The 13,968-nt window shown below is 69.0% G+C and carries 15 protein-coding genes; 10 read left to right on the plus strand and 5 right to left on the minus strand.

Translation table 11 applies throughout. The annotated features are described in order from the left end of the window. The gene (locus tag VIM54_RS09860; RefSeq protein ID WP_331900935.1) at nt 1–819 is read right to left on the minus strand and encodes an SDR family oxidoreductase; all 819 of its coding nucleotides are present in this window, start codon (nt 817–819) and stop codon (nt 1–3) included. 98 nt (nt 820–917) lie between these two features. Here VIM54_RS09860 and VIM54_RS09865 point away from each other — a divergent pair, with 98 nt between their 5' ends. Then, entirely contained in the window at nt 918–1,187 is a 270-nt protein-coding gene (locus VIM54_RS09865; RefSeq protein ID WP_331900936.1) for a hypothetical protein, read from the plus strand. Here the strand turns inward: VIM54_RS09865 and VIM54_RS09870 are convergent. Beyond that, nucleotides 1,180–2,040, minus strand: coding sequence for an Fpg/Nei family DNA glycosylase (locus VIM54_RS09870; protein WP_331900937.1), 861 nt, complete (start codon nt 2,038–2,040; stop codon nt 1,180–1,182). The two genes, VIM54_RS09865 and VIM54_RS09870, sit on opposite strands and share 8 nt — an antisense overlap. A gap of 38 nt (nt 2,041–2,078) precedes the next feature. Further along, nucleotides 2,079–2,948, minus strand: a complete 870-nt coding sequence (locus VIM54_RS09875) for an A/G-specific adenine glycosylase (protein ID WP_331900939.1) — start codon at nt 2,946–2,948, stop codon at nt 2,079–2,081. Between the two features lie 53 nt (nt 2,949–3,001). Here VIM54_RS09875 and VIM54_RS09880 point away from each other — a divergent pair, with 53 nt between their 5' ends. Beyond that, nucleotides 3,002–3,682, plus strand: coding sequence for a uridine kinase (locus tag VIM54_RS09880; protein ID WP_331900941.1), 681 nt, complete (start codon nt 3,002–3,004; stop codon nt 3,680–3,682). A gap of 6 nt (nt 3,683–3,688) precedes the next feature. Here the strand turns inward: VIM54_RS09880 and VIM54_RS09885 are convergent, their stop codons facing one another. Then, entirely contained in the window at nt 3,689–4,687 is a 999-nt protein-coding gene (locus tag VIM54_RS09885; protein WP_331900942.1) for a 2-dehydropantoate 2-reductase, read from the minus strand. A gap of 57 nt (nt 4,688–4,744) precedes the next feature. Then, nucleotides 4,745–6,178 carry an MFS transporter gene (locus VIM54_RS09890; protein ID WP_331900944.1) on the minus strand — a complete coding sequence of 478 codons (1,434 nt, stop codon included), beginning with the start codon at nt 6,176–6,178 and terminating at the stop codon, nt 4,745–4,747. 69 nt (nt 6,179–6,247) lie between these two features. Here VIM54_RS09890 and VIM54_RS09895 point away from each other — a divergent pair, with 69 nt between their 5' ends. The 8 genes from VIM54_RS09895 (at nt 6,248) to VIM54_RS09930 (ending at nt 13,891) form a co-directional block, all read left to right on the plus strand. Then, nucleotides 6,248–6,874 carry a helix-turn-helix domain-containing protein gene (locus VIM54_RS09895; RefSeq protein ID WP_331900946.1) on the plus strand — a complete coding sequence of 209 codons (627 nt, stop codon included), beginning with the start codon at nt 6,248–6,250 and terminating at the stop codon, nt 6,872–6,874. Then, on the plus strand, nt 6,871–7,782 hold the full coding sequence (truB, locus tag VIM54_RS09900; protein ID WP_331900948.1) for a tRNA pseudouridine(55) synthase TruB: 912 nt from the start codon (nt 6,871–6,873) through the stop codon (nt 7,780–7,782). The genes VIM54_RS09895 and truB overlap by 4 nt, the downstream gene beginning before the upstream one ends. Beyond that, entirely contained in the window at nt 7,779–8,147 is a 369-nt protein-coding gene (locus VIM54_RS09905) for a hypothetical protein (RefSeq protein WP_331900950.1), read from the plus strand. Before truB ends, VIM54_RS09905 begins: the two co-directional genes overlap by 4 nt. 10 nt (nt 8,148–8,157) lie before the next feature. Beyond that, nucleotides 8,158–8,619 carry a hypothetical protein gene (locus VIM54_RS09910; protein WP_331900951.1) on the plus strand — a complete coding sequence of 154 codons (462 nt, stop codon included), beginning with the start codon at nt 8,158–8,160 and terminating at the stop codon, nt 8,617–8,619. Then, nucleotides 8,616–9,581 carry a bifunctional riboflavin kinase/FAD synthetase gene (locus tag VIM54_RS09915; protein ID WP_331900953.1) on the plus strand — a complete coding sequence of 322 codons (966 nt, stop codon included), beginning with the start codon at nt 8,616–8,618 and terminating at the stop codon, nt 9,579–9,581. The genes VIM54_RS09910 and VIM54_RS09915 overlap by 4 nt, the downstream gene beginning before the upstream one ends. 136 nt (nt 9,582–9,717) lie before the next feature. After that, nucleotides 9,718–10,332, plus strand: a complete 615-nt coding sequence (locus tag VIM54_RS09920; RefSeq protein ID WP_414673204.1) for a PadR family transcriptional regulator — start codon at nt 9,718–9,720, stop codon at nt 10,330–10,332. After that, on the plus strand, nt 10,329–11,057 hold the full coding sequence (locus tag VIM54_RS09925) for an ABC transporter ATP-binding protein (protein ID WP_331900957.1): 729 nt from the start codon (nt 10,329–10,331) through the stop codon (nt 11,055–11,057). Before VIM54_RS09920 ends, VIM54_RS09925 begins: the two co-directional genes overlap by 4 nt. A gap of 77 nt (nt 11,058–11,134) precedes the next feature. Beyond that, the gene (locus tag VIM54_RS09930) at nt 11,135–13,891 is read left to right on the plus strand and encodes an ABC transporter permease (protein WP_331900959.1); all 2,757 of its coding nucleotides are present in this window, start codon (nt 11,135–11,137) and stop codon (nt 13,889–13,891) included. Nucleotides 13,892–13,968: the final 77 nt, after the last annotated feature.

A 13,968-nucleotide genomic window follows, 5' to 3' on the forward strand; every position in this document is an offset into this window, starting at 1 on the left:
CTACGGCGCGACCGCCGCCTCGCTGCGCTCCCAGAGCTCGCGGGCGAGTTCGTCGTCGTAGGCTTGTTTGTTCGCCTTCTGGATTGCCCGCTTCTCGTAGTACTCGCCGGAGATCCAGTCCGCGCCGGGCGTCGCGGTCGCGAGCCAGACCAGGGTGTCTGCGCCCTGCTCGGGCGAGAGCATGAAGCGGGAGAAGAAGCCGGTGTAGCCGAGGCGCATGAAACTGGTCGAGCCGGAGGCGAAACTCGTGGCAACGACCCCCGGGTGGAAGGCGGCAGTCGCGATCCCGGCGCCGTGGTAGCGGCGATGGAGTTCCCGGGTGAAGAGGATGTTGGCGAGCTTGCCGTTGCCGTATGCCCGGTTGGGCGAGTACTTGTTCGCCAGATCGAGGTCGTCGATGTCGATCCGGCCATAGCGGTTGGCGCCGCTCGAGGTGTTGATGACGCTCGCCGAGCTGTTCACCAGGCGCTGCATCAGCAGGGTCGTGAGCAGGAAGGGCGCAAGGTGGTTCACCTGGAACGTCTTCTCATGGCCGTCGACGGTGAGCGTCCGCTTGCCCATGATGCCGCCGGCGTTGTTGGCGAGCACGTCGATGCGGGGGTACCGCGCAAGCAGCTCGGCCGCGAGCGACCGCACCTGGCCGAGATCCGCGAAGTCGGCCGCGTAGCAGTCGACGTCGAGCTCGGCCGCGATCGCCTGCGTCTTCTCGGGGGACCGCCCGACGACGACCACCGTGTCGCCGCGTGCCTTCAGGGCCCGTGCGGCCGCCGCGCCGATCCCGTCGCTCGCCCCGGTGATCACTATCGTTCGTGCAGTCATTGTTGCCCTTCGTCGTCTCGGTCGATTAAAGCCCGGCGGCGCCGTTCGGCGCGGGTGCCGGGCGGGGATTCGCGGAATACGATGTTCCCGTGTTGTAGGTGAGCTTCTACGCCCCGAGTCCCGGCGGCTTCGATCGGGTGGGCGAGGTGTACCCGCGGCACCGTGCATACGTCGACCAGTTCGCCATCGGCGGCGGGATCTGGATAATCGGCACGTTCGGCGATCGGCCGACGGAGGGCGCGATCTGCGTCTTCCGGTCCCGCGGGGCCGGCGAGCGTTTCATGAGCGGCGACCCGTTCGTGGTGGATGGCGTCGTCACGGCCTCGGCCGTGCGGGGGCGGGATCCGCACGTCTGCGACGCTACTTGAGCAGCCGGCTCAGCACCCGGTCGGCGAGCGGCCTGCCGCCGGTCTGGCAGGTTGGACAGTACTGCAGCGTCGAATCGGCGAAGATCACCTGCCGCACGGTGTCGCCGCACACGGGGCACGCCTCGCCGGTGCGGCCGTGCACGCGCATCCCCGACCTCTTCTCCCTCTTGAGCTCCGAGGCGGCGAGACCATCCGCCCGCGCGATCGCCCCGCGCAGTTCATCCTGCACGGCCGCGTACAGCCGGGACACCTCGTCCGGTGCCATCGCGGCCGGCTTGAACGGCGACATCTTGGCCAGGTGCAGGATCTCGTCGGAGTAGGCATTGCCGATGCCGGCGATGATCGACTGGTTGCGAAGCACGCCCTTGATCTGGGCGCGCCCGGCGGAGCCGAGGATACCGGCGAACACCTCCTCGGTGAAGGCAGGATCGAGCGGGTCGGGGCCGAGCCGCGCGATGCCGGACACGTCGAGCGGGTCGCGCACCACCCAGAGGGCGAGGCTCTTCTTCGTGCCGGCCTCGGTGATGTCGATGCCCGACCCGTCGTCGAGCACGAGCCGGGCGGCGATCGGCCCCGTGCCGAGGCCCTTCGAGGGCCGGGGCGGGCCGTCGCGCCAGCGGATCCAGCCGGCGCGGGCGAGGTGCAGCACGAGGTGCAGGTCGCCGATCGCGATGTCGAGGAACTTTCCGTGGCGGGACAGCGGGCCGATCACCCGGCCGGCCAGGGCGGACACGGGCGGGTCGAACGTCTTGAGCGCGGCGAAGGAGAGGACGTCGAGCCGGTCGACGGTGCGGCCGGTGAGGCGCGCGCCGAGGTCGGTGACGAGGGCGTGGACTTCGGGCAGTTCCGGCACGCCTCCAGTCTCCGCCCTGGCGGCGACATCCCGAAAGGTCAGCCGGGGAGCTGGTAGCCGTCTGCACCCGAGCCGGTGACGAGGCCGTCGGAGAGCAGGCCGCGCAGCGCGCGTTCCCGCTGCTCGGCATCGGGCCACACCGAGTCGAGTTCCGCCCGGCTCACCGGCACATCCGAGGCACGAAGCTCGCGCAGGATGAGGCCGCGCACCTGCCGGTCGGAGCCCTCGAACTTCTTCTGCACCGGCTGGCGCGCGCCCAGGTATTCCGGGTAGCCGGCGACCCGCCACGCGCACCGATCCCGGATCGGGCACTCCTCGCAGCGGGGCGCCCGCGCGGTGCAGACGACCGCGCCGAGCTCCATGATCGCGGCGTTCGCGACCGTCGACTCCCCGACGTCGTCGGGGAGGATCGCCTCCATCGCCGCCAGGTCGCGTCGTGACGAGGGCGGCGCCGGCTCGGCCTGGGCGTCGACGGCGCGGGCGATCACCCGGCGCACGTTCGTGTCGACGACGGGATGCCGATGGCCGTACGCGAAGACCGCGATCGCCCGCGCGGTGTAGTCGCCGACGCCGGGCAGGGCGAGGAGCTCACCGACGTCGTGCGGCACGACCCCGCCGTGCCGCTCAGTGATGGCCACGGCCGCCGCGTGCAGGTTGAGGGCACGGCGCGGGTAGCCGAGCCGATCCCACGCGCGCACCGCCTCCCCGCTCGGCATCGCCGCGAGATCGGCCGGTGTCGGCCACCGGGCGAGCCAGGCCTCGAGTCGCGGGATCACGCGCACGACGGGCGTCTGCTGCAGCATGAACTCGCTCACCATGGTGCCCCACGCGGTGAAGCCCGGTCGGCGCCATGGCAGGTCGCGCCCGTTCGCTCTGAACCACGCGTTCACGGCCGGCACGATGCTCACCGTCCCACTCTAGATTCCGAAATTGACGCCTACGCCCGGCGTAGGCTTACGGCATGGCCAGATGGGCAGCAGAGAAGAAAGACCAGCTCGAGGCGCTCGCCGGCGAGATCCTGCACAACTACGGCTCTGGTCGGGCGATCGTCGCCATCGACGGGTCGTCCGCCGCCGGCACGGCGGCGTTCGCCGCGGCACTGGCCGACGCGATGCGCGGCGCCGGACACAAGGTGTTCGTTGCCTCCATTCGGGACTTCCGCAAGACGCACGCTCGTCGCGAGAGTCAGCGTGCCGAGACGGCCGAGTCGTTCTACGGCGACGCCTTCGACTATTCGGTGCTCCAGCGCGTGCTGATCGACCCGTTCCGGGCCTCCGGCAGCACGGGTTTCGTGCTTGCGGCGTACGACGAGAAGCGGGACGCCCAACTGCAGCCGAAGTGGATGACGGCGGGCAAGGACGCGATCCTCATCGTGGAGGGGGTGTTCCTCAACCGTCGCGACCTCGCCGGGCTGTGGAACTATTCGGTCTGGCTCGAGGTGCCGCCGCCGGAAATGGACAACACCGAGCAGGACAACACTGCGCACGACAACACTGCGCACGACAACACCGAGCAGGCCGACGCCGAGCAGGGCGCCGATGCGCTCTACCTCGCCGAGGCGAAGCCCCGGTCCGCCGCCATCGCCATCATCGACAACCGGGACGTCGAGCACCCGCGCCGGGTCTTCGCCGACGCCTGCTGACCGCAATTACCCGATGACCGCTGGCCGGTCGATTCTCGCGGCCACCTCGGCGGGGGCGATGAACTCTCCCGTGCGCTCCACCTCATGCACCATGTGCACCAGGAGGCCGTTGACCGGGGTGGCGACGTCGACCTCGGTGCCCGCCTCCACGACCGCGCCGTTGAGGTAGTCGATCTCGGTCGGCTGGTGGCGGCGGATGCTCTGCAGCGTCGACCCGGGGTTGGGCGTGCGGCCCATCCTGGCCCGCATCAGCAGGGGGAGCGCCTGGCCGACGGAAGCCGGCAGCCGCACGAGCAGGTGCAGCATCCGGTCGGAGAGGCCCTGGAGCTTCTCGAACTCGACGCCCCTGGCGATGCCCACCCGAACCGCCTCGCGCATGCTCTCGGTCATGACCGCCCGCAGTGCGCGATCGGCGATGACCTCCTGCGCGCTCAGCCCGGTGATGGCGGGCAGCGCGTTGACCTGGTTGACGATGAGCTTGGTCCACTGCGCGCCCTCGAAGTTGCCGGTGGACGTGACCGGCATGACCTCGCCGAGCACCCGGGACGCGTACAGGGTGGGCAGCAGGTCGCCACCGAGGTAGGTGCTGCCCGCCGTCGTGACCTTCACCTGGCCGGGGGAGAGAAGGGAGGCGGCAAAGAGCGCGAGACCACCGACGATGTCGGATCGCGGGGCCGCGCGCTTGGCGACGATGACCGAGCGAAGACCGTTCTGCACGACGACGACGGGGATGCCGACAATCATTGCCGCGTTCGCCCGGAGCGCGGACTCCGCGTCGTGCGCCTTCGCCGTGACAATGGCGAGGTCGGGGCTCCTGGTGAGCACGGAGGAGGCGTGAACGCGCGCGGTGTGTTCGCCCCAGGCGCCGCTGAGCCGCAGGCCGTTCGCCGCGATCGCCGCGAGGTGTTCGCCACGGGCGGTGACGTCGACCGAGTGTCCCCCCCGATCGAGCAGTGCCGCGATCGTGCCTCCCACGGCCCCCGCACCGATGACCGCAACCCTCATGCTCAGGAATCCCCCATGCTTAGGAATCCTAGTTGCGGGTGCCCGTCGGCGGCGTGCTTACTTCGCGGGGGCGGCCAGCGGGGCGAGCACGCGGCCGGAGGGGAGAAGCAGCGCGACGAGGGCGGAGCCGAGCAGGGCGAACGCGCCGACCGTCACGGCGGGGATCGCCGCGACGACGTAGCCGGTGGGGGTGAGCTGCCCGCCGGCGCCCGTGAACACGGCGGTGAGCACGGCGATGCCGAGGGCGACGCCGATCTCGCGCAGCGTGGAGTTGGTGCCGCTCGCCTTCGCTCGGTCGGCGTCGACGATGTTCGCGAGCACCGCTGTCGACGACGGGGCGAAGACGAGCCCCATCCCCACGCCGGCGAAGAGGAACGGGCCGAGGAGGGCCGCGTACTGCACGTCGGCGGTCATCACGCCGCCGAGCCAGAAGATGGCGATGGACTGCAGAAGCAGCCCGGCCACGATGAGGGTGCGGGTGCCTACTCGGGGCGCAACGAGGCCGGCGAGCGGGGCGATCACCATGGGGGCAAGGGTCCACGGCATGGTCATGATCCCGGCCTGCAGCGGGGAGTGGCCCTGCACGATCTGCAGGAACTGGATGAGGATGAAGATCGAGCCGAAGATGCCGAAACTGAAGGCGATTCCCACGATGTTGGCGACGCTGAAGCTACGGTCGCGGAACAGCCGGAGCGGCAGCAGCGGGCTGGGCGTGCGCGCCTCCCAGGCGACGAAGGCGAGCACGAGCACGGCGCCGCCGGCGAGCGAGCCGACCACCTCGAGGCTGCCCCAGCCGGCGTCGTTGCCCCGGATGATGCCGTAGACGAGTCCGAGCACGCCCACTCCGACGAGAACGAGACCCACGACATCCGCCCGCAGCCTGGCACCGAAACTGTTCGGCAGGGCGAGCAGCACGAGCGGCACACAGGCGATGCCGACGGGAACGTTGATCCAGAAGATGGCCTGCCAGTTCCAGCCCTCGACGATCGCGCCGCCGATGAGCGGCCCGAGGGCGACGCCGAGGCCGGAGATCCCGCCCCAGATGCCGATCGCGAGCGGCCGCAGCCTGGCGCTCACCGAGCCGACGAGGAGGGTGAGGGAGAGCGGCATGAGGGCGGCGGCCCCGACCCCCTGGACGGCGCGCGTGACGATGAGCATCCAGGGCTCGGTGCTCAGCGCCGACAGGGCGGAACTCGCGGTGAAGAGGGCGATGCCGATCACGAACACGGTGCGCCGACCGTAGCGGTCGCCGAGGGCCACGGCCATGAGCATGAACGTGGCGAAGCTCAGTGTGTAGGCGTTGACGAACCATTGCAGCTCGGTGATGCCCGCGTCGAGGCTCGTGCGGATCACGGGGAGCGCGCTCGTCATGACGAGGTTGTCGAGGGTCGCCATGAACATGGGCAGGGAGGCGGCGATGATCGCCAGCCAGACGGGAACGCGTCGGCGGATGTTCGCGCCGGTCTGGACCGGGGCTTCGAGAGTGGTCATGATCCCTCACGTAGTTATCGCTTGATTACTTAATTCGACGATAAGGCATCGCCTGATAACCTGTCAAGCATGAGCGACGGGACCAGGATGCGCGCGGAAGACCGGCGAGAACTCATCCTCCAGGCGGCGACGACGGTGTTCGGCGACCACGGATACGACGGCACGACGACGGCGCAGGTTGCCAGGGCGGCCGGCGTGAGCCAGCCGTACGTCGTGCGCCTGTTCGGCACCAAGGAGAAGCTGTTTCTCGCGGTGCTGCACCGCGCGCTCGACCGTCTGCTCGCGGCGTTCCGGGCCGCGCTCGCCGACACCTCATCCGGCGTTCCGGTGCAGCGGCGCATCGGCCTCGCCTACGTCGGCCTCGCGGCCGACCGGGGGCTGCTCCTCTCGCTCATGCACGGTTTCGTGCTCGGCCGCGACCCGGAGATCGGGGCGGCGGCCCGCGAGGGATTCATCGTCGTGTACCGTTTTCTACGTCACGAAGCCGGCTTCAGCCCGGACGAGTCCCAGCAGTTTCTCGCCGCTGGCATGCTCATCAACACCATGATCGGACTGCGGATGACCGACGACTTCGACCGGGACCCCGACGTGCACGAGCTGCTCACCCACGCCTTCCCGGAGAAGATCGACATCATGCTCGAGCTCGCGGAGACGGAGCGCAGCGAGGCCGCCGAGCGCGCGGGGACCGACGCGTGAGCGCGGCCGGGCGCAGCGGCATCCTGCTCGTCGACAAGCCGCAGGGGATCACGAGCCACGACGCCGTCTCGCGCACCCGCAAACGCGCCGGCACCCGCAAGGTCGGGCACGCCGGCACCCTCGACCCGATGGCCACCGGCCTGCTCGTGCTCGGCATCAACAGCTCGACCCGGCTGCTCACCTACCTGGTCGGCCTCGACAAGGAGTACTTCGCGACCATCCGGCTCGGGGCAGCGACCTCCACCGACGATGCGGAGGGGGAGGTCACGGCCACCGCCCCGCCCGGCGCCGTGGCCGCCATCGACGCGGCGGCGATCGCCGCGGCGCTCGAACCCCTCACCGGCGAGATCAGCCAGGTGCCGAGCAGTGTGAGCGCGATCAAGGTCGATGGCAAGCGCGCGTACACGCTCGCCCGGGCGGGGGAGGCCGTCGAGCTCGCCGCCCGCACCGTCACCGTCTCCGCCCTCGAGGTGCTCGACTCCCGCACCGCCGGCGACTACCTCGACGTCGACGTGCGCGTCGAATGCTCGTCCGGCACCTACATCCGCGCGATCGCCCGCGACCTCGGGGCCGCCCTCGGGGTGGGCGGTCATCTCACGGCGCTGCGCCGCACGAGGATCGGCCCGTTCTCGGTGGCGGATGCCGCGGACCTCGAGACGATGGATGTCGCGACCGCGCTGCTCGGCCCCGCCGACGTCGCGTCCCGGCTCTTCGACACCTATCCGCTGACCGAATCGCAGGCGATCGACCTCGGACACGGCAAGCGGCTCGTCGACGACGGCTGGTCGGGCGGTGCGGGCCCGGTCGCGGCGATCGCCCCGGACGGTCGCCTCGTGGGCCTCATCCGGTTCGACGGCCACACCGCCAAGCCGCTCGTGAACTTTCCCACCGACGGGGTGACCGCGTGATCGAGTGGTTCACCTGGCTGCAGGTGGACGTTGCGGTGCTCGCCGGGCTGCTCTGCCTCGCCCTCGGCTTCGCCGGACGCGCCCCCAACGACTGGTCGATGGGCGCGGCCCTCGTGGTGGAACTGCTTCTCGTGGCCCAGCTCGTCGTCGCGATCGTCGCGCAGGCGGTCGGAAACCCGCCGACCGGCAGCCTGCTCGAGTTCTACCTCTATCTCGTCTCGGCGATCATCCTCGTGCCGCTCGCCGGATTCTGGGCGCTCGTGGAGCGAAATCGCTGGAGCACGGTCATCCTCGGCGTCGCGTGTCTCGCCGTCGCGGTCATGGTCTATCGGATGTATCAAATCTGGGCCGTTCAGGTGGCCTAATCTTGACGTGATGGCTGCCAACTCTTCCCCCCGCGCCGTCGGCGTCGGACGCGTGCTCGTTCTCGTCTACGGGATCCTCGCTCTCGCGGCGACCGGTCGATCCGTGTTCCAGATCATCGACCGCTTCTCCGAGGCCCCTCTGGCCTTCTCGCTCTCTGCGCTCTCCGCGCTGGTCTACATCGTCGCGACGGTCGCCCTCATCATGCCCGGGCCGGTCTGGTATCGCGTCGCGTGGATCACTATCGGCTTCGAGCTGCTCGGCGTGCTCGTGATCGGCACCGTGAGCGTCGTGAGCCCGGCCGCGCTCGGGCTCACCAGCGTCAACCCATTCGGCCGGGACTCCACCGTCTGGTCGGCGTACGGGCTCGGCTACCTGCTGATCCCGCTGGTGCTTCCGGTGCTCGGGTTGCTCTACCTGCGCTCCCGGCGTCCCGCCCCGCCCGATGTCGTCGCCTCGGATGTGCCCGCATGAAGTTCTACTCCTCGCTCGCCGAGGTGCCGGCCGACTTCGGCCCATCGGCCGTCACCATCGGAAAATTCGACGGCGTGCACGCCGGTCATCGCAGCGTGATCGCCCGCCTGCGACAGGAGGCGGCGGCGGCCGGTCTCGTGTCGACGGTGCTCACCTTCGACCGGCATCCGCTCGCCCTCCTGCGCCCGGACAAGTGCCCAGAGAGCCTCACGAGCAATGACCAGAAGCGCGCGGTGCTGGAAACGACGGGCGTCGACGCGGTCGTGATGATCGAGTTCACCGAGGCCTTCAGCCTCAAGGAGCCCGAGGACTTCGCGCGGGACGTGCTCGTGAGTGCCCTGCACGCCAAGCTCGTCTTCGTGGGCCCGGACTTCAGGTTCGGCCACCGGGGACTCGGCACGGTCGAGCTGCTCGAACGACTCGGACGCACCCACGGATTCGAGGTGCGCACGATCGATGCGGTGCGTCCGTTCGGCGATCGGGTGATCTCCTCCACCTGGATCCGCGACCTGCTCGCCGAGGGTCGGGTCGGTGAAGCCGCCACCCTGCTCGAGCGCCGGCCCACCGTGCGCGGCATCGTGGTGCCGGGGGAGCGGCGCGGTCGTGAGCTCGGTTACCCCACCGCGAACCTGGCACGGTCGGTGGAGGGGTTCGTGCCGGCGGACGGGGTCTACGCCGCCTATGCGACCGTGGACGGCCGCACCATGCCGGCCGCCGTGTCCATCGGCAACAACCCAACGTTCGTCGGGGTGCCGGACAAGCAGATCGAGGCGCACCTTCTCGACGAAGACCTCGACCTCTACGGCAAGACGGTGGAGATCGCGTTCGTCGAGTACATCCGCGGCATGGAGAAGTTCGCGAGCGTCGACGACCTGGTCCTGCAGATGACGGCGGACGAGGCCCGCGTGCGGCACCTGCTCGGGATTTCGGCGCGCTCGACTCCGATCGGCCCGCGCGCGTAAAGGCGGTTGGGGTCTCGTTCCCCTGGCGACGTTGAGGTGTTGACGATCGGGCAGTCGTCGGCAACAGGCGGCAAGTTCTCCCGAAAATGTTACCAAGTATGTATATACTCGGAAACACTTATTACCGGGGGTCGATGTGTCCGTTCGTCAGAGTTTGCTCGCCATCCTTGATCAGGGTCCGTGCTACGGCTATCAGCTGAAGGGCGAGTTCGATCGTCGGACCGGGGCCACCTGGCCGTTGAATGTCGGACAGGTCTACAACACCCTGGAGCGACTCGAACGCGACGGTCTGGTCGAGCGCAGCGATATCGCGGGTGAGGAGCAGCACACCTATCGCATCACGGCTGCCGGTCACGCCGAGGTGGCCAGCTGGCTGGGTTCGCCAGTGGTGCGCGCCGCGGCGACTCGCGATGAACTGGCCATCAAGTTGGCAATCGCGACTACCCTGCCCGGGGTCGACATCGCTTCGGTGATCCAGATTCAACGCGCAGCAAACCTCCGCACGCTGCAGGACCTCACGAAGACGAAGAATGCGACCGACGACCCGGACACGGCCGAAGAGATGGCCTGGCTGCTGGTGGTCGACTCGATGATCTTCCAGACCGAGGCGGAGGTGCGGTGGCTGGATCACTCCGAGACCCGTCTGGCACGCGCCGCGGCGGCCGGCCTGGTCTCGGCGGTGCCGCTCAGCACGGAGCTACCCAAGCGCGGCCGACCGGTCACCGCGCGTGCCGAGGGCCTCGGCAAGTGAGCGGCGACGCGCTGCTCCGCCTCGATGGCGTGTCGCAGCAGTACGGGCGCGGCGAAACGGCGGTCACGGCACTGAGCGGGATCGACCTGAGCGTGGCCGAGGGCGAACTCGTCGCGGTGATGGGGGCATCCGGCTCCGGCAAGTCGACCCTCCTCACGATTGCGGGAGGGCTCACGACGCCCACCAGCGGCGAGGTGATCGTCGAAGGATCCTGGTTGTCGACGATGTCATCGAACGATGTTGCTGCCCTGCGCCGCCGTACGCTCGGCTTCGTCTTCCAGGACTTCAACCTGATCCCGGCCCTCACCGCGCTGGAGAACGTCGCGCTCCCTCTCGAGTTGGACGGCTGGAAGCGGCGCAAGGCGCGATCCGCCGCGCTGGATGCGCTCCGCACCGTGGAACTGACCGATCGGGCCGACCACTTTCCCGATGACCTCTCCGGCGGGCAGCAACAACGCGTCGCGATCGCCCGAGCTGTGGTCGGGTCGCGCCGGATCATCCTGGCCGACGAGCCGACGGGCGCGCTGGACAGCACGACCGGGGAAGTCGTTTTGCGCATGCTGCGGCGCCGGGTGGATGCCGGGGCCGGAGGCATCCTGGTCACTCACGACGCCCGGCATGCCGCCTGGGCGGACCGGATCGTCTTCATGCGAGACGGGCGGATTGTCGACGAGAACGCGAATCGCAACGTCGAGTCTCTCGTCGTCGGAACCCCGCGCCCATGAGTCGCGCCTCGCGCCGCGGGTGGGGTGCCAGACAGCGAATCGCGTTCACCATTGCGCGGCGGTCAAGCATCCGGTCGGTGGGTCGGAGCGCGCTCATCGTGCTACTCATCGCCGTGCCCATCGCGGCAATGTCTGCGGTCGTTGTCGTGGGGTCGAGCATGCAAGCGACCACCGGAGAGCGGCTCGCGAGCCAGCTCGGCACGAGCCAGGCGGTGCTGCGGGCGGTGTCTCCACCGAACGTGCCGATCCGCCAGAACCCGCTCAACGCGGACGTCTGGCGGCAGGCCAACAACAAGGAGTACCTGACGACGAACTCATTCGTCGCTCCGAATGTCTTCCTGCCGGCAGGTGTGCGGGTGATCACCTCCTACTCCGCGAACGCGACCGTCACGACTGCGGATGGGGTGGCCAGCCTCACCACGTTCGAAGGGACCATGTGGGATCGCTCACTCGCCGGCCATTTCGATCTCACGCGGGGCCGAAGTCCCCGAACGAACGACGAGATCGTGGCCTCCAAGGCGGGGCTAGAACGTCTGGGCGTGTCGCTCGGCGGCACGGTGCAGCTTCGAGCACCGTTGACCCGCGAAGTGACTGTGGTCGGAGTCCTCGAAGACCGGAAGCTGCCCTCCTCCCGGGCGATCCTCTTCGGCAAACCGGAAGCCTTTTCCCATGCGGACTCAGCCGCCCGCGTCGTCGCGACCGACTACTACCTCCCCGACCACGCGCTGAGCTGGGCGCAGGTTCAACAACTGAACTCGCACGGAATCACCGTGATGTCGCGCGCGGTGAGCGTGAACCCGCCCCCACCGGGCGAGGGAGTCCCGGACTCCAACGCGTCCACGCTTCAGAGCATCCTTTTCACGGGGGCGATCCTCACGGCCTTCGCCGCGTTTGAGATCGTGCTGCTGGCGGGCGCGGCCTTCGCGGTGAATGCCCGGCAGCAACAACGAACCCTCGCGATCGTGGCGAGCGTCGGAGCGAACCGGTCCACTCTCTTTGCGGTCCTGTCCTCCACCGGTGTGGTTCTCGGGTTCATCGGCGGTGTCGTCGGAACGCTGCTCGGGGTCGGCGGAGCAGCCGGCTTCATGGCGATCACGAACGATGGCAGCAGCACCCAATACCCCGGGTTCCACCTCGACTGGGCCGTGCTTGCGGCAGTGGTGATCTTCGCCACGGTGATCGGGTGGGTCTCATCCCTCACGGCCGCGGCCGCCTGGTCCAAGCTGGATGTCGTCGGCGCCCTCCGCGGAGCACGACGCCCGCCCGCGGCCGGCCGGCGCAGACCCTTGGCTGGAGCAATCGTTCTCGCGCTGGGAATGCTCTGCACACTCGCCGGCGGAATCGCCCTCGTCGCCGTGTTGGCCGCCGGCCACACCACGCAGGGTCGGGGCGGGGCGATCGGGATCACGCTCATCATCGTCGGCCCGCTGCTGGCCCAGATCGGGCTCGCCCTGTGCGGGCCGATCATCCTCCGCCTCATTGCCCGAGCCGCCAGCCACGCCGGACTCAGCGCTCGACTCGCCACCCGCGACGCCGCCCGGAACCCCGGCCGTGCCGTGCCCGCGTTCGGCGCCATCCTCACTACCGTATTCGTCGCGGTCTTCGCGATGAACATGGTCTCCTCCGCCCAGGCCGCTCAGACCGCCTACTACCAGTGGGCGTCGTTACAGGGGCAGGTGAAATCGCCAGCCGTCTACTACGACCCGAGCACCCAGAAGACCGCTCACCTTAGCGACGCCACCCGCTTGGTCGAAGTGCTCCGCTCCTCACTCGATGTGAAGAATGCACGGACCTTGTCCAGCGTGCCGGACTATGTCGACCAGAGCACCGCGTCGACCGCCGAGATCCCCACCCTGGTGGTTCCACCGGGGAATCTCTGCCCGAGCGACCCCGGCTCGCCGAGCTATTCGAGTTCCTATGAGAATTCCGCATCAGCTCAATCCCGGGCGTTGAGGACTGATCCCCGGTGCAATTTGGATCAGACCCCGTCGACTTCGTCCGGCTACTACGGGCACATCTGGGTCGGCACCACCGCCGACCTCGCCCTCGTTCTCGGCCACGCACCGTCAGACCAGTCAAAGTCCGCACTGCGGGACGGCGGCGCCGTGTCCCTGCACCAGGCCTACGTCAGGCACGGAACACTCACCATCGACTGGTGGTCTGCGAAACAAGTCGATGCAGGCGACTCGTATACGAGGAAAGGGATCCCGCAGCGAAGCAGGACAGTCGACGCGACCCTCGAATCGACCCCCCATCCCCTCCCGTTCGGAATCTTCATCTCTCCCGCAACTGCTACGAGGCTCGGGATCAAGGCCGAGCCGTCCATCGTGCTCGCTTCGCTCGCCACACCGGCCACCGACTCGCAACTCGACGCCGCCCGCCAAGCGACCGCGATCGTGACCGGAGTGCCCTCCGGGGACAGCGTCACGATCGAAAACGGGCCAGCACCCGTCGCGGAAGTGGTCGCCTGGGGGCTCCTCGCGTTGACCGGACTCATGGCTATCGCCGCCGCCGCAATAGCGATCGGGCTGGCACGATTCGACGGCCGCGCCGATGACGCCACCCTCGCCTCCGTCGGCGCGCCCAACTCCACCCGACGCGGCTTCGCCTTCTGGCAAGCACTCGTTATCTGCTCGCTGGGGTCCGTGCTCGGCGCCGCCCTCGGCATCCTGCCCTCCCTCGCAATGGGGCTGCCCGGCGGACCTCTTACATTCGACCCGCCGTGGACGCAGATTGTTCTCGCCGGACTCGCCCTGCCGATCGTGATCGCCGCCGGGAGCTGGCTCCTCGCGGGCCGGCCACACGGAATCACCCGACGACTGGCGATCTCATGACCAGTCGCGCACGGAGACGGCCTCGAACAGGGAGAAAGCAATGAGTGGATCGATCGAAATCCGTCCGGACGCGTTGG

It is taken from the genome of Lacisediminihabitans sp. (assembly GCF_036569425.1).
Lineage (GTDB): Bacteria > Actinomycetota > Actinomycetes > Actinomycetales > Microbacteriaceae > Lacisediminihabitans.

Bases quoted from the DNA above. Each gene is read 5' to 3' on its own strand.
- VIM54_RS09910 (WP_331900951.1), top strand. From the start codon at position 8,158: ATGGCTGCCAACTCTTCCCCCCGCGCCGTCGGCGTCGGACGCGTGCTC.
- VIM54_RS09880 (WP_331900941.1), top strand. From the start codon at position 3,002: ATGGCCAGATGGGCAGCAGAGAAGAAAGACCAGCTCGAGGCGCTCGCC.
- VIM54_RS09885 (WP_331900942.1), bottom strand. From the start codon at position 4,687: ATGAGGGTTGCGGTCATCGGTGCGGGGGCCGTGGGAGGCACGATCGCG.
- VIM54_RS09915 (WP_331900953.1), top strand. From the start codon at position 8,616: ATGAAGTTCTACTCCTCGCTCGCCGAGGTGCCGGCCGACTTCGGCCCA.
- VIM54_RS09895 (WP_331900946.1), top strand. From the start codon at position 6,248: ATGAGCGACGGGACCAGGATGCGCGCGGAAGACCGGCGAGAACTCATC.
- VIM54_RS09890 (WP_331900944.1), bottom strand. From the start codon at position 6,178: ATGACCACTCTCGAAGCCCCGGTCCAGACCGGCGCGAACATCCGCCGA.
- VIM54_RS09860 (WP_331900935.1), bottom strand. From the start codon at position 819: ATGACTGCACGAACGATAGTGATCACCGGGGCGAGCGACGGGATCGGC.